At 68.8% G+C, this 20,972-nt stretch carries 24 protein-coding genes; 15 read left to right on the top strand and 9 right to left on the bottom strand.

Annotated features, from left to right (window positions below):
* Positions 1-78 precede the first annotated feature (78 nt).
* The 6 genes from KIH27_RS15665 to KIH27_RS15640 form a co-directional block, all read right to left on the bottom strand.
* Complete coding sequence (locus tag KIH27_RS15665; RefSeq protein ID WP_307856899.1) at positions 79-375, bottom strand: hypothetical protein; 297 nt, start codon at positions 373-375, stop codon at positions 79-81.
* Positions 376-986: 611 nt separating this feature from the next.
* Positions 987-1,493 (bottom strand): hypothetical protein, encoded by a 507-nt coding sequence (locus tag KIH27_RS15660; RefSeq protein WP_214093885.1) that lies wholly within the window; start codon positions 1,491-1,493, stop codon positions 987-989.
* Between the two features lie 51 nt (positions 1,494-1,544).
* Positions 1,545-2,900 carry a hypothetical protein gene (locus KIH27_RS15655; RefSeq protein ID WP_214093884.1) on the bottom strand — a complete coding sequence of 452 codons (1,356 nt, stop codon included), beginning with the start codon at positions 2,898-2,900 and terminating at the stop codon, positions 1,545-1,547.
* On the bottom strand, positions 2,897-3,091 hold the full coding sequence (locus KIH27_RS15650) for a hypothetical protein (RefSeq protein WP_214093883.1): 195 nt from the start codon (positions 3,089-3,091) through the stop codon (positions 2,897-2,899). Before KIH27_RS15650 ends, KIH27_RS15655 begins: the two co-directional genes overlap by 4 nt.
* 6 nt (positions 3,092-3,097) lie before the next feature.
* A complete protein-coding gene (locus tag KIH27_RS15645) occupies positions 3,098-3,493 on the bottom strand; it encodes a hypothetical protein (protein WP_214093882.1) in 396 nt (131 codons plus the stop codon).
* Between the two features lie 171 nt (positions 3,494-3,664).
* Positions 3,665-4,366 carry a dienelactone hydrolase family protein gene (locus tag KIH27_RS15640; protein ID WP_214093881.1) on the bottom strand — a complete coding sequence of 234 codons (702 nt, stop codon included), beginning with the start codon at positions 4,364-4,366 and terminating at the stop codon, positions 3,665-3,667.
* Between the two features lie 65 nt (positions 4,367-4,431).
* Between KIH27_RS15640 and KIH27_RS15635 the strand changes: the two genes are divergently transcribed.
* The 4 genes from KIH27_RS15635 (at position 4,432) to KIH27_RS15620 (ending at position 8,991) form a co-directional block, all read left to right on the top strand.
* Positions 4,432-4,947: an FxsA family protein gene (locus tag KIH27_RS15635; RefSeq protein WP_214093880.1), complete on the top strand. Its 516-nt coding sequence runs from the start codon at positions 4,432-4,434 to the stop codon at positions 4,945-4,947.
* A 93-nt stretch (positions 4,948-5,040) separates the two neighbouring features.
* Complete coding sequence (locus KIH27_RS15630; protein ID WP_250150225.1) at positions 5,041-6,570, top strand: amidohydrolase; 1,530 nt, start codon at positions 5,041-5,043, stop codon at positions 6,568-6,570.
* Entirely contained in the window at positions 6,563-8,242 is a 1,680-nt protein-coding gene (gene lnt, locus KIH27_RS15625) for an apolipoprotein N-acyltransferase (protein ID WP_214093879.1), read from the top strand. The genes KIH27_RS15630 and lnt overlap by 8 nt, the downstream gene beginning before the upstream one ends.
* Entirely contained in the window at positions 8,239-8,991 is a 753-nt protein-coding gene (locus KIH27_RS15620; RefSeq protein WP_214093878.1) for a polyprenol monophosphomannose synthase, read from the top strand. Before lnt ends, KIH27_RS15620 begins: the two co-directional genes overlap by 4 nt.
* A gap of 54 nt (positions 8,992-9,045) precedes the next feature.
* Here KIH27_RS15620 and KIH27_RS15615 read toward each other — a convergent pair whose 3' ends face one another.
* Positions 9,046-9,381 carry an RNA polymerase-binding protein RbpA gene (locus tag KIH27_RS15615; protein WP_214093877.1) on the bottom strand — a complete coding sequence of 112 codons (336 nt, stop codon included), beginning with the start codon at positions 9,379-9,381 and terminating at the stop codon, positions 9,046-9,048.
* A 111-nt stretch (positions 9,382-9,492) separates the two neighbouring features.
* Here KIH27_RS15615 and KIH27_RS15610 point away from each other — a divergent pair, with 111 nt between their 5' ends.
* Complete coding sequence (locus KIH27_RS15610) at positions 9,493-9,867, top strand: hypothetical protein (protein WP_214093876.1); 375 nt, start codon at positions 9,493-9,495, stop codon at positions 9,865-9,867.
* A gap of 3 nt (positions 9,868-9,870) precedes the next feature.
* Here the strand turns inward: KIH27_RS15610 and KIH27_RS15605 are convergent, their stop codons facing one another.
* The gene (locus KIH27_RS15605) at positions 9,871-10,581 is read right to left on the bottom strand and encodes a hypothetical protein (protein ID WP_214093875.1); all 711 of its coding nucleotides are present in this window, start codon (positions 10,579-10,581) and stop codon (positions 9,871-9,873) included.
* Between the two features lie 316 nt (positions 10,582-10,897).
* Here KIH27_RS15605 and KIH27_RS15600 point away from each other — a divergent pair, with 316 nt between their 5' ends.
* Complete coding sequence (locus KIH27_RS15600; RefSeq protein WP_214093874.1) at positions 10,898-12,406, top strand: carboxylesterase/lipase family protein; 1,509 nt, start codon at positions 10,898-10,900, stop codon at positions 12,404-12,406.
* 8 nt (positions 12,407-12,414) lie between these two features.
* Here the strand turns inward: KIH27_RS15600 and KIH27_RS15595 are convergent, their stop codons facing one another.
* On the bottom strand, positions 12,415-12,882 hold the full coding sequence (locus KIH27_RS15595) for an RDD family protein (RefSeq protein WP_214093873.1): 468 nt from the start codon (positions 12,880-12,882) through the stop codon (positions 12,415-12,417).
* Positions 12,883-12,972: 90 nt separating this feature from the next.
* Between KIH27_RS15595 and KIH27_RS15590 the strand changes: the two genes are divergently transcribed.
* The 9 genes from KIH27_RS15590 to KIH27_RS15550 all read left to right on the top strand — a co-directional run bounded on the left by KIH27_RS15590 (position 12,973) and on the right by KIH27_RS15550 (position 20,965).
* Positions 12,973-13,365 carry a DUF2784 domain-containing protein gene (locus KIH27_RS15590; RefSeq protein ID WP_214093872.1) on the top strand — a complete coding sequence of 131 codons (393 nt, stop codon included), beginning with the start codon at positions 12,973-12,975 and terminating at the stop codon, positions 13,363-13,365.
* The gene (locus KIH27_RS15585; RefSeq protein ID WP_214093871.1) at positions 13,343-13,906 is read left to right on the top strand and encodes an isochorismatase family protein; all 564 of its coding nucleotides are present in this window, start codon (positions 13,343-13,345) and stop codon (positions 13,904-13,906) included. The genes KIH27_RS15590 and KIH27_RS15585 overlap by 23 nt, the downstream gene beginning before the upstream one ends.
* Positions 13,903-14,703, top strand: coding sequence for a nuclear transport factor 2 family protein (locus KIH27_RS15580; protein ID WP_214093870.1), 801 nt, complete (start codon positions 13,903-13,905; stop codon positions 14,701-14,703). The genes KIH27_RS15585 and KIH27_RS15580 overlap by 4 nt, the downstream gene beginning before the upstream one ends.
* Before the next feature lie 41 nt (positions 14,704-14,744).
* A complete protein-coding gene (locus KIH27_RS15575; protein WP_214093869.1) occupies positions 14,745-15,188 on the top strand; it encodes a TOBE domain-containing protein in 444 nt (147 codons plus the stop codon).
* A gap of 108 nt (positions 15,189-15,296) precedes the next feature.
* Positions 15,297-16,019 carry an ATP-binding cassette domain-containing protein gene (locus KIH27_RS15570; RefSeq protein ID WP_307856898.1) on the top strand — a complete coding sequence of 241 codons (723 nt, stop codon included), beginning with the start codon at positions 15,297-15,299 and terminating at the stop codon, positions 16,017-16,019.
* Between the two features lie 2 nt (positions 16,020-16,021).
* Complete coding sequence (locus tag KIH27_RS15565) at positions 16,022-17,935, top strand: YhgE/Pip domain-containing protein (RefSeq protein WP_214093868.1); 1,914 nt, start codon at positions 16,022-16,024, stop codon at positions 17,933-17,935.
* Positions 17,935-19,245 carry an ABC transporter substrate-binding protein gene (locus KIH27_RS15560; RefSeq protein ID WP_214093867.1) on the top strand — a complete coding sequence of 437 codons (1,311 nt, stop codon included), beginning with the start codon at positions 17,935-17,937 and terminating at the stop codon, positions 19,243-19,245. Before KIH27_RS15565 ends, KIH27_RS15560 begins: the two co-directional genes overlap by 1 nt.
* Complete coding sequence (locus KIH27_RS15555) at positions 19,242-20,126, top strand: carbohydrate ABC transporter permease (protein WP_214093866.1); 885 nt, start codon at positions 19,242-19,244, stop codon at positions 20,124-20,126. The genes KIH27_RS15560 and KIH27_RS15555 overlap by 4 nt, the downstream gene beginning before the upstream one ends.
* Entirely contained in the window at positions 20,126-20,965 is an 840-nt protein-coding gene (locus tag KIH27_RS15550; protein WP_214093865.1) for a carbohydrate ABC transporter permease, read from the top strand. Before KIH27_RS15555 ends, KIH27_RS15550 begins: the two co-directional genes overlap by 1 nt.
* The last annotated feature ends 7 nt before the right edge of the window (positions 20,966-20,972 follow it).

The following is a 20,972-nucleotide window of genomic DNA, read 5'->3' as shown; positions in this document are numbered from 1 at the left end:
CTGCGCTTGGGCAGGCCTGCGAAGACCAATGTGAGATGAAGTGAAGCCCTGCTGTCTCGGGGGCCGACGACCCCGAACTCATTGCGAGGCCAGAAGAGCGTGCCCCTCTTCTTCGCACCCTGCGACGAAGTCCGATGCGGAGTCCACCTTGGCTACGATCCCGCTCTTGAGCACGTTACGCAGCAGTGATTGGCAGTACTGGTTCAGGTCGTCGCTGGGTGTCAGGTGTACGTGGCGGTGAAGAACCTGATCATCGATGGCCTGCTTACCCTGCTCGCAGGAGGCGCATCCAGGTTCAGCTCCCGCACTCGCCGCTAGGGCAATAGCGGCAGCGGCGCCAAACGCTACTAAGTAGCGGCCACTGTGCAAACCCACGGGTTCGAGGTTACGCACGCACCATCGCGACGCCCGCGATTCCAGTGGTGGCGCTCTCCTAGAAAGTCCATGACCCAGAGGGTTGCAGGACGAACCCTCGGTTGAGGATCGGGTCGATGCATGCGGTGAGATGGTCCGCGCCGACGAGGCACGTGGTGTTCCCGACTGTAATTTTCTGGCCGACGTTCAGCACAGGGGAGGTGATGACTGGGCACGTCTCCTTCTTGAAGCCATAGGGGCCGAGGTCCGAGGGTTCAGAACTGGGAGCACCGACGCCCATGCACCCATCATCTGTGGTGGGTGCACCGTTGGGACGAATGCCGGGCAGATGCCCGGTGCAGCCAGGGCTGACATGTGCGTCAGGGCCATCAGCCAGTGATGCCCAACCGCACTGCAAGCCATCTGGAGTGGCGAAGAAAACCCCTCCACCGCCGCGCCCGAAATGAGATGTATACGCAGTCGGGTCGGCCGCTTGGTATGCCCCCACGTCCGGGAACCGTGGCGGCTGCGCCGCCCCTGAAGGTGCACCCCAGGCAGACACAGCGAAGGCTGTGAATGCCGTGAACCATGCCCTGCATAGCGAGGCGCGCCCGTTCAATCTCATCGGCAGATCAGAACGCCCATGTCTTCTCCGGCGAGATGACGAAGCCGTGGTCACCGTTGATGCACGCGGTTCGGTCACCCTGGTCTTGCACGCAGGTCACAGGACCGTAGGTGACCTTCTGCCCAGGACGCAGTTCGTGACCTGGTATATCAATATTGCTGCCCTGATAGGGCATACACTGCTGCATCGCCTCACGAATTATGGAGCCGGAGAGTGCCTTCACCAGCGAACATCCCGCACCGCTCGCGCCTTCTGTGGGAGCATCGGAAGCCCCTGGGATATCTCCTTCGCAGGAGAGGAATCGATTCTGCTCGGTGACACCTACTCCACTGATCAGATAGGAACACGAATAATGCTTGCTCGCAGGGTAGAAAACGATCGAATTCCAGCTTTTGTCCATGTGCATCAGCGTGTTCGGATCGACCGGCGCGTAGCTATCGACGTTGGGAAATTCGGGAGGCGCAGCCTCGGCGGCGCAAGCGCTCGTGATCGCGAGCACCGAGGTTGTTACCACGACTGCGACTGAATTCACGCAGGGTCCAAGGCGTCTCACAATCCGTCCTTTCTAGGGCGTCGGGTGGTTGATCTGCACGTTGTATAGGAACGTCTGCGGAAAATAGTTCTCAAAACCTGCGGGTAGCTCAACACCTGGGGGCGGATCGACCTTGACATAGGAACTCACCCGAACGGTGACGGTTTCGGTGGAGCCGTTGACTACGTCATTGACCACCGTAGCCCCGTAGGCGGGTGAGTAGTTCCAGGTTGATCCAGGTGGCACACCGGCAGGTAGCGGGGGCGACGTGGGGGGTGCGATGTTGTTGGCGATTGGGGCTTCGTTGCGAACGCCTGGGAGGGTTAAACCGTTCGAGTCCGCTGCGGTGAACGCACGCACACCGCCGCCGTTGGTTGCGTCGACGAGCATCACCCCGCCGCCCTTGAGCGGGTAGTACTGATTTTCACGGTCGCCGCCCTGTGGGATCAGCGTGCCCTGGGAGGGAACGCGGTCGATCCAGTTACCGGGGTTGTTGGCGTCAACGGGAACCGTCCACATTTTTCGGGGCGCACCTTCTTGGGCACCGTCGTTGCCGACGATGACCATCTGGCGCTCCTTCTCGTTGTAATACACACTCGCCTGAGACATCGGAAGCGTCCCGATGTGACGTGGGTTCGCAGGATCGCTGTAATCAAGCACCTCAGTGGTGGGCGTCGTGTACTTCTGGTGTTTTCCTGGCAGGTCTTCTTGGGCGTAGCCCGGAGTTCCAAATGTGACTAACGGTTTGCCGTCCGGTCCCACGCCTGATCCGGTCGGCAGTCCGCGTCGCGGACCGTCCGGTCCCGGTGGCAGCGGATAGTTGTTCGGCTTGCCGTCCGTGAGCGGCGGGGAGCTGTGCCCGTCGCCCGTGACCGTGTGATCCCACCCAGGATGGGTGACATCGAGGTCGGTCAGCGTCGGCTTCTGTTCGGGTGCTGGCGTGCCGCCTGGAGTCACACCCACGATTTCAGGTGCGGGCATCGCTGGCTTCACGTCATCGACCAGCACCGCCGTGTTCGGCATCCCGGCCGCACCAGCCCCGCCGTCGCCTTCTTCGGCGGGGAACGCGAAGTTGTCCAGTCCTTGTGTTGCGGTGTCGAGCTGGCGGGACAGGTCATGTTCGCCGGAGACCAGCCGTGCGACCTGGTATTTGATGAACTCCTCGTGCTCAGCGGCGGTGTTCATCTGCGCCATGAGGGCCTCGCTGGACGAGTAATCCGGGGTGGTGGGGGTGACGTGGTAGTCCTCGGCGACGCTGAACCCGGCGTTGCGGACATCCTCCACCGTGCTGACCAATGTTCGCCTGCACGCTTCTTGCTGTTCCCGGCCGCGTTCGGCGATCCCAGCGGCGTCGCGCACCTGTTCGGCTGGGTTGCGTACCAGAATCATGTCGCCATCGGTGAGGGCTTGTGCCGCGTCGGCGGCGTCACCAGTCCACTCGGTGCCCCCGGGTGCATCGACTGATTGCGAACCTCGGTGAACGCCTGCTCCCACTTGTCCGCGAGGCTCCGCCAGTTCGCGGCGCAGGTGGTCAGGTACTCCCAGCTTGCGTTCTCCACCTCAGACAGACCCGGCAGCATCATCAGTTACCTGAACACCGGGATCGCGCCTGCGCCACCATCAGCACCGGCACCAGCGGTGACCGGGACAGACGGTGCAGGTGTGGCACCGCCAGCGCCACCGTCAGCGCCGGCCCTTGGGAACTCGGGTCGTGACAGCTTCTCTGCGCTGTGGTTATCCGCGGCCTCGTAGCCGTTCGCCGCCTGGGAGAACTTGGTGGCGTTGGCGATCAGCCGTCCGTTCATCGTCGCCGTCACCTTGCCGCCACGTGCGCTGAGGGTGTTCGCCGTTGTCCCGCTGGTCTGCCACGGTCCCGCTGCAACAGGCGCTGCCAGGGACGCTACGAGTTGTCCTGCCTGATCGGTGCAGGACTGCGACAACGCACGAAGGCCAGCCACGGTGACCTTCAGGGTGTCGCCCATGCGCGAAATCGTAACGGAGGTCGAGGACTGCAACTGCGCCTCACCTCATGCTGGACCAGGCTCAGCTCCAGCCGCCTCCGCCACGTCGAGGCAGGGCTGGTGGGGGTCGAATCCGCAGGTCGTCATCGTGCTGCCCTTCCAGGTGTCGGCCCCGCGCCGGGCGACTGCGATCTATGGAGTGTCTTTCAAGTGTTCGCCGAAGAAGGCGAACACCCGCGCCCAGGCGTCGACGGTTGCGGCGTCGTTGTAGCCGAATCCGGTGACCCGCAGCAGCGGCTGACCGGGCAGTTTGTTGGCGAAGCTGTGGCCGGCGTGCGGGTAGGCCTTGATGTCGTGCGGGATGTGCTTGTGCTCGACGACCCGGCGCAGCCGGTTCGCCGCGCCGGTGCCCAGCGGGTCGCGGGCTCCGAAGCTGGCCACGATCGGGCAGGCGCCGTCGAGAACCTCGTCGAGGTGGCGTGGCAGGGGAGTCCCGTAGAACGGCGCAGACGCGGCGAAACCCTGCGATGACAGGATTAGCGCGAACTGTCCGCCCATGCAGAAACCGGCGATGCCGACCGGGCCCGCGCACTCCGGCATGGCGCGCAGATGATCGCGGGCCGCCAGGATGTCGTCGAGGGCGCGGCCACGCTGGGTGAGCAGTTCGCGGAACACCCGGGTGATGCACCGCGCCCGGCCGCCCCGGGCGTACAGATTCGGGGTGAGCGCCAAATAGCCGGCCTCGGCGATGTTCTCGTTGACGGCCTCTTTGTCCGCGGCGTAGCCGATCGCGTCGTGGATCACCACCACCCCGGGCCAGGGGCCGGAACCGTCGGGGATGTCCAGCAGCGCGTCGATGTCCCCGGAGGGCGTTCTCATTGCGATGGTTCCCATCGCACCAACGTATTACCCGGCGGCGGCCGGGGGAACCGGAACGACGCCCGAAACGTTGGGCGGACATGGTGAGCGCGGCACTGCGGGTGTTCCTGGCGTACCTGCTGATCGAGGTGGCGGCGACGGCGGCACTGGTGTGGCTGATCGGATTCGGCTGGACGGTGCTGGCGTTGCTCGGCACGTTCGCCGTGGGTCTGGCGCTGGCCGGCTCGCAGGCCCGCCGCCAGGTGGGCCGGTTGCGCCGCGGCGGCCCCCGGCAGGGTGCCCTCGCCGACGGGGCGCTGGTGCTGCTGGGCACCGGTCTGGTGGTGGTTCCCGGCCTGGTCAGCACCGTCGCGGGTCTGCTGCTGCTGACGCCCGCCACGCGGTCCGCCGCCCGTCCCGCCCTGGTGGCCCTGGCCGTTGCGGGCCTGGGTCGGCACACACCGCTGGTGGCCGCGGTGACCGTCGGCCGGCAGTGGTACGAAGCCCGCCGGCCGGCGCAGCCCGGAGATTTCATCGACGCCGAGTTCGTCGACGTCACCGACACGCCGTCGGCCGCGCTGTCGGCCGGAGCCCTCCGCGGCCCCGCGACCCCGTAGTTTTAGCGGGTGAGTGCCGCCGCCGACGAATCCGCCGTGACGCTGCTGCTCGGCGGCCGGATCCACAGTCCCAGCCATCCCGACGCCACCGCCATGGCGGTGCGCGACGGTGTCATCGCCTGGCTCGGCAGCGACGCGGTCGGCCGCGAACGCTTTCCCGGTGCCGAGGTGTTCGACCTCGACGGCCACTTCGTGGCCCCCGGTTTCGTCGACAGCCATGTCCACGTCACCGAGACCGGCCTGACCCGCATCGGCCTGGATCTGCGGCCCGCGACATCGCGGCGGCACTGCCTGACCCTGATCGCGGACTACGTGGCCGCCCACCCCGACGGTCCGGTCTGGGGGCACGGCTGGGACGAATCCGGCTGGCCGGACGGCCCGGCACCGACCACCGCCGAACTCGACGCCGTCGTCGGGGAGCGACCCGTCTACCTGTCCCGCATCGACGTCCACTCGGCGTTGGCGTCGACCGCGTTGCGGCGGCAGGCCGACGCGGCGGAGACCGACCCCGCCCGGCCGTTGGCGGGCGATCCCCACCACCGGGTGCGGGCGGTGGCCCGCGGCCTGCTCACCGCCGGCCAGCGCGCCGCCGCGCGCACCTCCGCGCTGGATGCGGCGGCCGCGGCCGGGATCGTCGCCGTGCACGAGTGCGCCGGCCCGGACATCGGTGGCCTCGACGACTGGCTGGAACTGCGGGAACTGGCCCGGCAGCGGCCCGGTGTGGAGGTCGTCGGCTACTGGGGCCAGCCGGTCACCGCCGCGGCCGAAGCGACCGACCTGATGGCGCGGACCGGTGCCCGCGGCCTGGCCGGCGACCTGTTCGTCGACGGGGCGCTGGGATCGCACACCGCGTGGCTGCACGAACCGTACGCCGACGCACCCGGCTGCACCGGCGAGTGCCACCTCGACGGCGACGCCGTCCGCGCGCACCTGTGGGCCTGCACCGAGGCCGGGGTGACCGCCGGCTTCCACGTCATCGGCGATGCCGCGGTGTCGACGGTGGTCGCCGCACTGGAACAGGTGGTGGAGCACTTCGGGATCGCCGCGGTCGCCCGCTGCGGGCACCGGCTGGAGCACCTGGAGATGGTCAGCCCTGAGCAGGCCACCCGGCTCGGCTCCTTCGGCGTGATCGCCAGCATGCAGCCGTCGTTCGACGCGCTGTGGGGCGGCCCGGACGGTATGTACGCCGAGCGGCTCGGCGTCGAGCGCGCCGCCGGGCTGAATCCGCTGGCGCTGTTAGCGTCCGAAGGCGTGCCCCTCGCGTTCGGCTCCGACACCCCGGTGACCTCGCTGGATCCGTGGCTCACGGTGCGCGCCGCCGCCCGCCACCGCACCCCCGGCAGTGCGATCTCGATGCGGGCGGCGTTCGCCGCTTCGACCCGCGCCGGGTGGCGCGCCGCCGGGGTCGATGACGGGATCAGCGGCACCCTGGTTCCCGGGGCGCCGGCGTCCTACGCGGTATGGGAGGTCGGCCGGCTCGCCGTCGGCGCCCCGCGGGACGCGGTGCAGCGGTGGTCGACGGACCCGCGCTCGCGGGTGCCGGCCCTGCCGGTGCTGGAACCGGGCGATGCGCTGCCGCGGTGCGTTCGCACGGTGCACCGGGGTGCGGTTCTGTATGGCTGAGCGGGTGGAGGCCGTCGCGCCGCCGCGTTGGGAGCGGCTCGCGGCGGCCGCGGCCCAACGCTGGGCGGAACTGGCTGTCGCGATCGGCGCCGGCATGCTGCTGTGCGCCAGTTTCCCGCCGCTGAACTGGTGGTGGGCGGCCGTCCTCGCGTTCGGGCTGCTGGCCTGGGTGCTGACCCGCGCCGAGACCACCCTCGCCGGTGGGTTCGGGTACGGGCTGCTGTGCGGGCTGGCTTTCTATCTGCCGCTGCTGCCGTGGATCAGTGGGCTGGTCGGGGTGGTGCCGTGGCTGGCGCTGACCTTGATGTGCGCGCTGTTCCCGGCGGTGTTCGGGCTGGCCGCGGTGCTGGTGCGCCGGTTGCCGGGCTGGCCGATCTGGTTCGCGCTGCTGTGGACGGCCCAGGAGTGGGCCAAATCGATCTTCCCGTTCGGCGGATTCCCCTGGGGTGTGGTCGGGTTCGGTCAGACGCGCGGCCCGTTCCTACCGCTGGTCCGGCTTGGCGGGGTGCCGTTGCTGTCGCTGGTGATCGTGCTGATCGGTTGTGCCGGAACGGTGTTGACGACCGAGATCGTGCGCTGGGTGCGGCGCGAATACCGGACCGGCCGTCGGGCCGCCGCCGCCCGCCCGCCCGCGGTGCTGCTGCCCGGCGTCTGCATCTGTCTGGCACTGCTGCTGACGGTGCTGGTGTGGCCGGGGGTGCGGCACTCCGGGGTGGGCGCCGGCGACGATCCGGCCATCACAGTGGCCGCCGTGCAGGGCAACGTGCCCCGACTCGGGTTGGACTTCAACGCCCAGCGCCGCGAGGTGCTCGACTACCACGTCCGCGAAACACTGCGACTGGCCGAGGACGTGCAGGCCGGGCGGGCCCCGCAGCCGCGGTTCGTCATCTGGCCGGAGAACGCCTCGGACATCGACCCGCTGACGAATGCCGATGCCGCGCAGCAGATCACCCGTGCCGCGCAGGCGATCGGGGCGCCGATCCTGGTGGGCACCGTCCGCGCCGGTGCCGACTGGACCCGGGACAACCCGGTGGCGATGAACTCGGTGCTGGTCTGGGATCCGGTCACCGGGCCGGGGGACAGCCACGACAAGCGGATCATCCAGCCGTTCGGCGAGTACCTGCCGTGGCGCGGGTTCTTCCGGCATCTGTCGGCCTACGCCGACCGGGCCGGCTACTTCGTGCCGGGCCACGGCGACGGGGTGGTGCACGTGGCCGGTGTGCCGGTGGGCGTGGCCACCTGCTGGGAGGTCATCTTCGACCGCGCGCCGCGCCAGTCGGTGCTGGCGGGGGCACGGCTGCTGACGGTGCCGGCCAATAACGCCACCTTCACCGAGACGATGAGCCAGCAGCAACTGGCTTTCGCGAAGGTGCGGGCGGTCGAGCACGACCGCTACGTCGTCGTCGCCGGCACCACCGGGATCAGCGCGATCGTCGCGCCGGACGGGCGGGATCTGGCCCGCACCGGGTTCTTCGAGCCGGCCTACCTCGACGGGCACGTCCGTCTGAAGGCCGGGTTGACCCCGGCCACGCGGTGGGGGCCGGTGCTGGAGTGGACGCTGGTCGGGACGGCTGTTGCCGGGATTGTGGCCGCGATGCTGCACAATGGACTGCTTGTGCGTCGCCGCAACAGAGCCGGCGCGGAAAGTGATGTGGAGGAGCGGCACCGATGAGTGATCGTCCGAGCCGGCACACCCTGGTGGTCGTACCCACCTACAACGAGCTGGAGAACCTGCCGATCATCGTGGGTCGGCTGCGGCAGGCCTGCCCGGACGTGCACATCCTCGTCGTCGACGACGGCAGCCCCGACGGCACCGGACAGCTGGCTGACGAGCTCGCGGCGGCCGACGGTGAACACATCCACGTCATGCACCGCACCACCAAGGCCGGGCTCGGTGCGGCGTATCTGGCCGGCTTCGCGTGGGGCCTGGACCGGGAGTACGGGGTGCTGGTCGAGATGGACGCCGATGGCAGCCATGCACCGGAGCAGCTGGACCGGCTGCTGGCGGCTATCGATGCCGGCGCTGACCTGGCGATCGGTTCGCGCTACGTCGACGGCGGGTCGGTGCGCAACTGGCCGTGGCGACGCCTGGTGTTGTCCAAGACCGCGAACACCTATGCGCGCCTGATGCTCGGGGTGGGCATCCGCGACGTCACCGCCGGCTACCGGGCGTACCGCCGCACCGTGCTGGAGAAGATCGGCCTGGACGCGGTCGACTCGAAGGGCTACGGCTTCCAGGTCGATCTGACCTGGCGCACCATCACCAACGGGTTCACGATCGTGGAGGTGCCGATCACGTTCACCGAGCGTGAGCTCGGCGTGTCCAAGATGAGCGGCAACGACATGCGCGAGGCGCTGGTGAAGGTCGCGCGCTGGGGTATCGGCGGCCGGGTGAACCGGCTGCGCAGCGCCGGCAAGTAGCACAAACGACAGGACGCGACCGCCGGCAGCGGTCGCGTCCCGATCGTTCGGGGGTCAGCCGCGCCGGCGGGTCTTGATCAGCTCGAGGCGCTCCTTGAGCAGCTCGTCGAGTTCCTCGACCGAGCGGCGCTCCAGCAGCATGTCCCAGTGGGTGCGCGGCGGCTTCACCTTCTTCGGCTCCGGCAGGTCACCGTCGAGCAGGGTGCCCTCCTGGCCGTTCTTGCACATCCAGGTGCCGGGGATCTCCGCGTCGTCGGCGAACGGAACCTCGAATTCCTCGCCGCTCTCGGTGCGGTACCGCGCCACCCGACGCGGCGCCAGGTCGTGGTTGCGGTCGGTCTCGTAGCTAACGGCTCCCAGCCGACTGCCTCGCAGAACACGATCAGCCATCGACCCACTCTCCTTCACAAACGATTACGCAGAAAACATCTCGCAGTTGACAACGCGGATGGAAGCCGGGTGGTTCCCGGCAGACGCGGCGCAACCTCCAATGATACCGGGATGGTGACGAACAGCCGACTAAGGTGGTCAGGCGTGCCCCGCAGTCCCCGTCCGCAGCCGTGCCGCTGGTGCGGACGCGACGTCACCGCCGACGCCGGCATCGGACGGCGCCGGCAGTATTGCCGCCAGTCCTGCCGGCAGCGCGCCTACGAACAGCGCACCCTGATCAGCAGCGGCAAGACCGGGGCCCTGGCACCTGATTCCGTGGTGCTGTCCGCGGCCGAGGCCACCGCGCTGTCCGATCGGATCTACCAGGTGCGCTGTGCTGCCGAGGACGTCGCGACTGCGCTGGCAGAAGGCGCGGCACCGGCGGAACTGCAGCAGTTGTGCGACACCCTGCTCGAAACGGTGCAGACAGCCGACCGCTGGCGCTGAGCCTCAACTGGCGCAGCTGAACAGGTTGCCGGCACCGGCCGGTGTCGGCGCCGGGCGCAGGCAGCCGAACGCCTCGATCCCGGCCGGGCTGAACTTCACCGCGGAGCGGTGCGCGTAATTCACGCAGAACACGTCGGTGCCCTGTGTGCGGCAGCGATAGTCACCGAAGGCCAGCGTGGCGCCGTCGGGCAGCGTCGGCCCGTCACCGCGCAGGAACCGCCCCGGATCGCCGTGCGCTGACCCCACCTGCAGCGTGCTGCCGTTGAAGTCGACCCAGCCGCCCCGCCAGTTGCCGTAGACGTCCGCTGGGCGCGGCGGCGGCGCGATGAGGGCGACGTCGCAGGCCAGCCCGGTGTCGGCGGCACGCGCGTCGGTCATGCAGGTGGTGGCGCGCTGCGCGCCGGCGCCGGCGGTGAACGCGATATCGTCGCCGAGGTCGGTGACCGCCCCGGGCGCGGTGGCGCTGTGATAACCGGCGGGGTCCACCGGCTGTCCGGCCTGAATCCAGGTGATCACCTCGGCGATCGGCGCCCCGGCCGCCGGTGCCGTGGCCGCGGTGGTGCTGGGGCCGGCCGTCGAGGTCGGGGCGGTCGATGACGGGTGCGCCGCCGAGGAGGACGCGCTGCTGGTGACGGTCTGCTCCGGTTCGCGCACAGTCGCGTGGGAGCAACCGGCGAGCAGCAGGTATCCGGCGAGCAGCACGAGCAGACGCATGTCGTTAGGCTAACCGGCGGGTTGGATTCGGCGGTCCCGCGTTGCCTCTGCTCCGTCGAGCCTCGCGAACCGCCGGGTCTGATGCGGCGGTCCAGCTTCACCTCTCCTGCGTCGAGGTTCGCTAACCACCGGTTCAAACGGCGGTCCAGCTTCACCTCTCCTGCGTCGAGGTTCGCTAACCACCGGTTCAAACGGCGGTCCAGCTTCACCTCTCCTGCGTCGAGGTTCGCTAACCACCGGTTCAAACGGCGGTCCAGCTTCACCTCTCCTGCGTCGAGGTTCGCTAACCACCGGGCGATTCGCTACCGTTCGGCTCATGCATAACCAGCCCGTGCAGGCCAGCATCGCCACCGGCATCGTGGAGGGTTTCGCCGCCGACGGGGTGCGCAGGTGGCGGTCGATCCCGTATGCCCGCCCGCCGGTCGGGCCGTTGCGGTTCCGGGCGCCGCAGCCCGCTCAGCCGTGGTCGGGGGTGCGGCACTGCCACGGTTTCACCAATTGCGCCCCGCAAGACCGGCTGTACACCATGCTCAGCCCCGGCAAGTTCCAGCCGATGGGCGAGGACTGCCTGACGCTGAACGTCGTCACCCCGGAGGAGCCCGGGCCCGAACCGCTGCCGGTGATGGTGTTCATTCACGGCGGCGGCTACATCCTCGGCAGTTCGGCCACCCCGATCTATGACGGCGCGGCGCTGGCCCGGCGCGGTTGCGTGTACGTCTCGGTGAACTACCGGCTCGGCGCGCTGGGCTGTCTGGACCTGTCGTCGCTGTCGACGGCGCAGGTCGGCCTGGACAGCAACCTGTACCTGCGGGACCTGGTGCTGGCGCTGCGCTGGGTGAAGGAGAACGTCGCCTCGTTCGGCGGCGACCCGGCCAACGTGACGATCTTCGGGGAGAGCGCCGGCGCGCACATCGTCGCCACCCTGCTGGCGGTGCCGGCCGCCGAGGGCCTGTTCCACCGGGCGATCGCCGAGAGCCCGGCCGCGGGCATGGTGCGCTCGCCCGAGATCGCCGCCGAGTTCGCCGATCGGTTCGCCGCGCTGCTCGGGGTGCGTAAGCCCGACGCGGCCCACGCGCTGCTGCGGGTGTCACCGGATGAACTGGTGACCGCCCAGAATGAGCTGATCGCCGCCGGAACCCGGGAGATGCTGGGCGCCTTCCCGATCGGTCCGACCTTCGGTGACGACGTGCTGCCGCTGGACCCGGTCGAGGCGATGCAGCGCGGGAGCGCGCACCGGGTGCCGTTGATCGTCGGCAGCAACGGCGAGGAGGGCCGGCTGTTCACCCGGTTCCTGAAGATGCTGCCTACCACCGAGTCGATGGTCGAAGGCGTGCTTTCCGGGGCCGCCCCGGGGGTGCGCGATCGGATCGTCGCCGCCTACCCGGACTACCCGGACCGCGCCGCCTGTATCCGCCTCGGCGGTGACTTCGCGTTCACCTCCGCGGTGTGGCAGATCGCCGAGGCGCACGGCGCCCACGCGCCGACCTACGTGTACCGGTACGACTACGCGCCGCGGGTGCTGCGCTGGACCGGACTGGGGGCGACGCACGCGACCGAACTGTTCGCGGTGTTCGACGTCTACCGCAGCGGTGGACTTGGTGTGCTGCTCACCGCCGGTGCGGATCGCCGCACCGCGCTGCGGGTCAGCGGCAAGGTGCAGCGGGCCTGGCGCTCATTCAGCCGGACCGGGGCGCCAGGCGAGGACTGGCCGGCCTACACCCCCGACGAACGTGCGGTGATGGTCTTCGATCGCAGATCCCGGGTCGAACTCGACCCGCATCCGGAGCGCCGGCGTGCCTGGGAGGGCTTCACCCTGGCGCACTGAGCGACCGATCAGCCCCGGATGACTCGGGTTCCGCCGGCCAACTCGTCGTGCTTGCCCTGCTTGGTCGGGCTGGCGCTGATCGTCACCGCGATCACGACGTAGGCAACGAAACCGATCAGGCCGCCCAGATACGGGATCAGCGTGGTCAGCAGGGTGAATGCGTTGCGGATCGCCGACTCCCGCAGCGTCGGCTTCGACACCCCGTCGGGCCCACGGACCGTCAGGCCGAACATGCTCTTGCCCGGGGTGGCGCCGCGGGTCACTTCGAACAGGATGAAATAGCCGAACATCAGCACCCCGGAGAACAGACCGGTCACCAGGAACGGGTAGTCGTCGTCGAACACGAACAGCGACAGCACGAACGCCACGATCGTCACCAGCACGCCGTCGACCAGCCTGGCCCAGAAGCGCCGACCGAGCCCGCCCGGCCGTGCGGTGAACCCGGGGCCGTTCGGGGTGATACCGCCGGTTGTCATCAGCTGCGCTCCTGACCGTTGGATGCCCGCCAATGTACCGTGACGGGCGACGCCCGGAATCGATTCCGCGGACGGCGAAACGGTGGACCGATGGCTGCGATCGTGGTGCTTCTGATCGTCGCACTGCACCTTGCCTTCATCGGATACGTGGCGATCGGGGGCTTTGTCGCGCTGCGCTGGCGCCGCACGATCTGGCTGCACGCGGCGGCGGTGCTGTGGGGGGTCCTGATCGTCACCGCCCACCTGGACTGCCCACTGACCTGGGCCGAGCGCCGGGCGCGGACCGCCGCCGGGATGGCGCCGCTGCCGGATGCCGGGTTCATCGCGCACTACCTCACCGGGGTGCTCTACCCGGCCGGGTGGACGGGCGCCGTCGAAGTGGCGGTGCTGGTGTTGGTGGCGGTGTCGTGGTGGCGGTACGCCCGGCAGGGGCGGCAGCGCAGGCGATACGGTGATCGGCATGCGGACATTGGTCATCGTTGACGTGCAGAACGACTTCTGCGAGGGCGGTGCTCTGGCGGTGTCCGGCGGCGCCGCCGTCGCCGAGGACATCACCCGGTACCTGCACGGCACCGGCGCTTACGACCATGTGGTCGCCACTCAGGACTGGCACGTCGACCCGGGACCGCACTTCTCCGACCGGCCGGACTACGTGTCGTCCTGGCCGCCGCACTGCGTCGCCGGCACCGCCGGCGCGGACTTCCACCCCGAACTGGACACCGCGCTGATCGAGGACGTCTTCCGCAAGGGCGCCCACGGTGCCGGCTACAGCGGGTTCGACGGCGTCGACGAAGCCGGTGTCGCACTGGGGGATTGGCTGCAGCAGCACGACACGGACGCGGTCGACGTGGTCGGCATCGCCACCGACTACTGCGTCCGCCGAACCGCCGAGGACGCCGCGCACGCCGGTTTCACCACCGCGGTGCTGCTGGACCTGACGGCCGGGGTGACGTCGGATTCCACGGCGGCGGCGGTCTCTGCGATGCGCTCCGCCGGCATCATCGTTACCGAGGCCGCCGCATGACCGAGTCGGATCTGCTTGCCGCCGTGGAACTCTCGCCGCGGTTCGTCGGTGCACACGACCGGGCCAACTGGGTGGGGCTGTTCACCGAGGACGGTCAGGTCGAGGACCCGGTCGGCTCCCAGCCGCACCGCGGTCCGGCGCAGATCGCGCGGTTCTACGACACGTTCATCGAACCGCGTGACATCACGTTCCATCGCGACCTCGACATCGTGTGCGGATCGACGGTGATCCGCGACCTCGACCTCGAGGTGGGGATGGGGTCGGCGGTGACCATGCACATCCCGGCGTTCCTGCGCTACGACTTGCGTCAGGTCGGCGGAGAATGGCGACTCACCCGGATGCGGGCCTATTGGGAACTGCCGGCCATGGTGGGCCAATTCCTCCGCCACGGCGCACATGCCCTGCCGGCCAGCGGCCAACTCGTCGGGGCGCTGCTGCGCAACCAGCGGCTCGGCGGCAGCATCGGTTTCGCCGCCGGGTTCCGCCGGGCCGGCGCCCGCCACAAGCGGACGGTCGAAGCGTTCGTCGACGCCCTGGCCGCCGGTGATCTGCGTACGCAGGCCCAGTTCGTCGCCCCGGATGCGGTCCTGACCCGCGGCGCCCACGACGCCGTTGACGACCTCGACGCCGCGACGCTCAGCACCGAACTGACCGGCGTCCGCATCACCAAGATCATCGCCGCCGGCGACACGGTGGTCGCCTCGGTGGCGTCCGGGCCGAGGCGCGGGGTGCTGTTCGCCGACGTCTCCCGCCGCCGGAACGTCATCACCGCGGTCCGGTACTTCCCGGCTCGCTGAACCACCGCAGCCGTCGGCCGGTGGTCGCCTAAGCTCGGGCTGTGCCAAGTTTTCGCATCGCTGAAGTCGCAGAGCTGCTCGGGGTCAGCGATGACACCGTCCGCCGCTGGATCGACTCAGGCCGGCTGTCGGCTACCAGTGGCAGCGGCCCCCGGATGGTGGACGGTGCGGTGCTGGCCCGGTTCGCGCAGGAACGGGCCGCCATCGAACCCGTCTCACGTAACCCGGTGGTCGGCCAGTCTGCCCGCAACCGGCTGGTCGGGCTGGTCACCGGGGTCAAACGCGACACGGTGATGGCGCAGGTGGACATCCAGGCGGGCCCGTTCCGGCTGGTGTCGTTGATCAGCTGCGAGGCCGCCGATGACCTGCAGTTGCAGCCCGGCAGCCTGGTCGTCGCCTCGGTGAAGGCCACCAATGTGGTGGTGGAACTGCCCCGGCGCGCCGGGTCAGCCGGTCAGGCCGATCCGGCCTCCGAATTCGGTTAGCCATCACAGGCCGGATGACATTCCGGCGGTTTTCACACCCTGATCGCACGGCCCGAGCCGGTGCGGCATGTTTGGATTGCCTCGCGGACCGACTGTGAGGGGGCATCCGTGCCGGAAGAGACCACCGACCAGCCTGCGGTGACAGCGCAGGGCATTTCGCTGACCGGGCCGTGGGGCCCGGCCTTCGGGCCGCTCGACCTCGAGATCACCACGGGCGGTGTCACCGCACTGATCGGGCCGGCCGGCTCCGGCCGGGTCGGGCTGCTGATGTGCCTGGCCGGCCGGATGAAACCGTCGGCGGGAACCTTGAGCGTGTTCGGAAAGACCCGCGCCCGCGACATCTTCGTGCAGTCGGCGCTGGCCGGGATCGAGCAACTGGACTCGATCTTCGAATCGGTGACCGTGCGGGATCTGCTCACCGAGCAGAGTCGCTGGGACGCTCGCTGGTACCGGCTGGTCGGGCGCGCCGGCGAAGCTGAACGAGAGGCGGTCTGCCGGCCCGTGTTCGGGGATCTGCCGCTGCCCAGCCTGACCGAATACGTCGAGGAACTCGACGAACTCAACGGCATGCTGTTGCGCATCGCCCTGGCCAACACGGCCCGCCCGCCGCTGCTCGTCGTCGGCAGCATCGATCAGGTGACCAGTGACCGGCAGCGCGAGACGTTGATCCGGCGCTTGGTCGAGTTGGGGGAGCAGCAGACGGTGATCACCACCAGCGCCAACGAGATCGAGTCCGGACTCGGTGTGCGAAGCCAGATCTCGGTGGAGAACCTCGATCGGGCGGAGTTGATCGAGCAGAGCCACGGACGCCACGAGAAGGGGGACGACTGACCATGCTCGCAGGAATGTCGCTGGGCACCGACCTCAAACGCTACTCTCGCGGCACGATGCCGCGGGTGGCGCTGATCACGATCATCGTGCTGCCGCTGCTGTACGGCGCCATGTATCTGTGGGCGTTCTGGAATCCGTTCGCCGAGATCTCCAAGATCCCGGTCGCGCTGGTCAACGAGGACCGCGGCGCCTCGGCGCAGGGCGGACAGTTGCACGCCGGTGACGAGGTGGCCGCGGGGCTGCTGGAGTCCAAGCAGCTCGACCTGCGGCAGACGTCGGCCGCTGAAGCCGCCCAAGGGGTTTCCAGCGGCCGCTACTATTTCTCGATCACACTGCCGGCGGACTTCAGCGCGGCGGTGGCCTCACCGGCCGGGCCGCGGCCGGAGAAGGCGCAGATCGAGTTCCGGTTCAACGACGCCAACAACTACCTGGCGTCGATCATGGGGCAGAACGCCGCCCGCGAGGTGCTCAACCAGGTCAGTGCGAAAGTCGGCGAACAGGTCATCGGCACCGCCCTGACCGGCGCCGCCGACGGGCTCAGCAAGGCCGCGGACGGCGCCCACCAACTCGCAGACGGCACGGTAAGCGCCGACGACGGTGCCCACCAACTCGCCGACGGCTCCGCGAAACTCGCGGCCGGAGCGCATCAGCTCTCCGCGGGGATCACCCAGGCCACCGACCCGCTGCTGAAGATCACCGATGACGTCGCCGGGGCCGGCCTAAACCCGAACGAGGCCGGTGCCGCCGCGACCCGGATGAGTGCCGGGGTCAAGAACGTCAGCGACCGGATCGCGGCGCTCAACGTGAACTATCAGCAGATCTCCGGGATCGTCGACCAGGTGGTGAACGGTCTTCGCACCAACCCGGATCCGGCCGCCCGGAACCTCGGTGAGACCCTGGCCGGCGCCCAGCACCTGCTCAGCGCCAAGGGTATCGACCCCGCAACCGACGACGGTCTCACCCAGCTGCGCACCGATTCCCAGCGACTGCAGACCGACCTGGCCGACCCGAACAGCAACCTGCGCACGTTCATGACCCGACTGCTCGACGGCAGCCTGAAGTCCGACGTGGTGCAACTGCGTGACGGTGCCGCCGCACTCGACACCGGCGCCGGTCAGCTCAACACCGGGCTGGTGCAACTCGCCGACGGCACCGGCAAGCTCAAGGACGGTGCGCAGGAGCTGTCGAGCAAACTCGGTGAGGCCGCCGGCCGCGCATCGGATCTGACCGGCCCACAGCGGCTTCAGATCGCCGAAACGCTGGCCAGCCCGGTCGGTGTGGATCTGGACTTCACCAACCATGCGGCGACGTTCGGCACCGGGTTCGCGCCGTTCTTCCTGCCGCTGGCGCTGTTCATCGGCGCACTGATCGTGTGGATGCTGTTGACGCCGTTGCAGACCCGCGCGATCGTCGGCGGTCTGGGCGCCCTGCGGGTGGTGCTGGCCTCCTACTGGCCGGCCCTGCTGCTGGGCATCGCCCAGGTGGTGCTGATGTATGCGGTGGTGCACTTCGGGGTCGGCCTGCAGGCGCGGTACGCGCTCGGCACGGTCGGCTTCCTGGCGCTGATCGCGGCGTCGTTCCTGGCGCTGATCCAGGCGTTCAACGCGCTGCTCGGCGTGGCGGTGGGCCGCGTCGTGACGCTGGCGTTCCTGATGTTCCAGCTGGTGTCCTCCGGCGGGGTGTACCCGGTGGAGACCACGGCGAGGCCGTTCCAGATCCTGCACCCGTACGACCCGATGACCTACGCGGTCAACGGATTACGGCAGTTAACCGTCGGCGGCATCGACACCAGGATGTGGACGTCGGTGGCGGTGTTGGCCGGGATTCTGGTGGTGTCGCTGGCCGCCAGCGCATGGGCGGCCCGCCGGGACCGGCAGTACACCCTGGAACGGCTGTACCCGCCGATCGAAGTCTGATGCGGTTGCAGCGACGCACCCTGCTGCGCGGCGCCGGTGTCCTCGGCGCCGCGGCGCTGGCCGGCTGCGCTCGCGACGACGACGCCCTGACGTTCTTCTTCGCGGCGAACCCGGAGGAGGCCGACCCCCGGCAGCGGATCATCGACGCCTTCCAGCGGACCCACCCCGGCATCGCGGTGCGACCCATTCTGGCCGGAGGTGATCCCACCCAGCAGATGTCGACGTTCTGCGCCGGCGGCAAATGCCCGGACGTGTTGATGGCGTGGGAGTTCAACTACGCCGGCCTGGCCGACCGAGGGGTATTGCTGGACCTGAACACGCTGCTGGCCCGTGACCGCGCGTTCGCCGAGCAACTGCGAGCCGACAGCATCGACGCGCTCTACGACACGTTCGCATTCTCCGGTGGCCAGTACGCCTTCCCCGAGCAGTGGTCCGGTGCCTTCCTGTTCTACAACCGGGCGCTGTTCGCCGACGCCGGGATCGCACCCCCGCCGGGACGTTGGGATCGGCCCTGGATTTTCGCGGAATTCCTGGATACCGCAACCGCTTTGACCAAGCGCGGCCCCGACGGACGGGTGCGGCAGTGGGGTTTCGTCGACACCTGGTCACCGGCGTACACCGCCGGGCTGTTCGGTATGAACAACGGCACCCCGTGGTCGGTGCCGCGGATGAACCCCGCCCACCTCAATTTCGACGACGACGATTTCCTTGCCGGCGTGCAGTTCTACGCCGACCTGGCCAACGTGCACAAGGTGGCGCCGGCGGTCTCCGACACGCAGTCGATGTCGACGATGGACCTGTTCTCACTCGGCAAGGCGGCGATGGCGCTGGGCGGGCACTGGCGTTACCAGACGTTCGCGCGTGCCGACGGGTTGGACTTCGACATCGGCGTGCTGCCGACCGGACCGGCGGCCGCCGCTCGCGGGCTGGCCGCCCGCTCCGACATCGGCACCACCGGCCTGGCGATCGCCGCGCAGAGCCGGCGCCGGGAGCAGGCGTGGGAGTTCGTGAAATTCGTTGCCGGACCGATCGGGCAGGCGTTGATCGGGGAGTCCGGACTGTTCGTACCGGTGCTGAAATCGGCGATCGCGGCACCCGGTTTCACCGCCGCGCACCGCGGGATCGAGAACCTGGCGGTACTGACCGGTGGACCCGCCCACTCCGAGGGGCTGCCGATCACCCCGGAGTGGTCGAAGGTGCACGCACTGCTGGACCGGGCGTTCGGTCCGGTGCTACGGGGAAAACGCCCGGCCGCATCATTGAAGACCGACCTGGTGCCGCAGGTCGACGAAGTGCTGGCCGCCACATGACCGCCACCAGACGACGCGCACGGGCGGGACGGTGGTTCGTCGCCCCGAACCTGATTGCGGTCGCGGTGTTCATGCTGTTCCCGCTCGGCTTCTCGCTGTACATGAGTTTCCAGCGGTGGGATCTGTTCAGCCCGCCGAAGTTCGTCGGCGCAGCCAACTTTCGGGACCTGTTCACCGCCGACCCACTGTTTGCGATCGCGGCCCGCAACACCACCGTCTTCACCCTGGGCACGTTGGTGCCGACCGTGCTGATCAGCCTGGTGGCTGCAGGGGTATTGAACCGGAAGATCAAGGGGATCGGGATTTTCCGCACGATCGCCTTCCTGCCGCTGGCGGTGTCGGCAGTGGTGATCGCGGTGGTGTGGCGGTTCGTGTTCAACACCGACGCCGGCCTGCTCAACATCGTGCTGGGCTGGATCGGCGTCGGGCCGGTGCCGTGGCTGACCGAGCCGCACTGGGCGATGGTGGCGCTGTGCGTGGTCAGCGTCTGGAAGAGCGTGCCGTTCGCGACGGTGATCCTGCTGGCCGCCATGCAGGGCGTGCCGGAGAGTCTGCACGAGGCCGCCCGGATCGACGGTGCCGGAGAGGTGCGGCGCTTCGTCTCGATCACCGTGCCGATGATCCGCGGCGCGCTGTCGTTCGTGGTGGTGATCTCGATCATCAACGCGTTCCAGGCATTCGACCTGGTGTACGTGCTCACCGGCAGCAACGGCGGGCCGGAGACCGGCACCTACGTGCTGGCGATCATGCTGTTCCAGCACGCCTTCGCGTTCCTGGACTTCGGCTACGCATCTGCGCTGGCCTGGGTGATGTTCGCGGTGCTGCTGGTGCTGACCGTGCTGCAGATGCGGCTGTCCCGCCGAGATGCAGAGGCGGACTGATGACCCGAGTCCACCGGCGGCACCGGATCGCACGGCAGCTCGGCGTGTACGCCGCGCTGGCCGGCATCGTCGCGTCCGCACTATTCCCGATCCTGTGGGCGCTGTCCGGGTCATTGAAGAAGCAGGCGGAGGTGAGCCTGCCGGTCCTGTTGCCGGCCCACCCGCAGTGGACGAACTACGCCGACGTGTTCGCACGAATGCCGTTCTGGCGCATGCTGTTCAACACCGTGCTCTACGCCGGATGCGTGACAGCCGGGCAGGTGTTCTTCTGCTCGCTCGCCGGCTATGCGTTCGCCCGGTTGAAGTTCACCGGCCGCGACACGCTGTTCCTGCTGTATCTGGCGACGCTGATGGTGCCGCTGACGGTGACGGTGATCCCGCAGTTCATCCTGATGCGGGTGTTCGGGTGGACGGACACCATGTGGGCGATGATCATCCCGGGGCTGTTCGGCAGCGCATTCGGCACCTACCTGATGCGACAGTTCTTCGCCACACTGCCAGTCGATCTGGAGGAGGCCGCGGTGCTCGACGGCTGCTCGCCGTGGCAGGTGTACTGGCGAATCCTGCTGCCGCACGCGAAACCGGCGGCGATGGTGCTGGCGGTGCTGACCTGGGTGAACGTGTGGAACGATTTCCTTTGGCCGCTGTTGATGATTCAGCGTAAGGGCATCGCCACCCTTACCCTCGGACTGGTGTGGATGCAGGGCGAATACGTCGCGGACTGGCCGGTGCTGATGGCGGCGTCGGTGCTGATGCTGGTGCCGCTGGTCGTGATCTACGCGCTCGCGCAGCGTGCGTTCGTCAGCGGCATCGCCATCACCGGCTTCGGTGGAAGGTAAGGCGGCA

Source organism: Mycolicibacter acidiphilus, assembly GCF_018455725.1.
Lineage (GTDB): Bacteria > Actinomycetota > Actinomycetes > Mycobacteriales > Mycobacteriaceae > Mycobacterium > Mycobacterium acidiphilum.
This window is presented reverse-complemented; position numbering and strand designations above follow the sequence as displayed.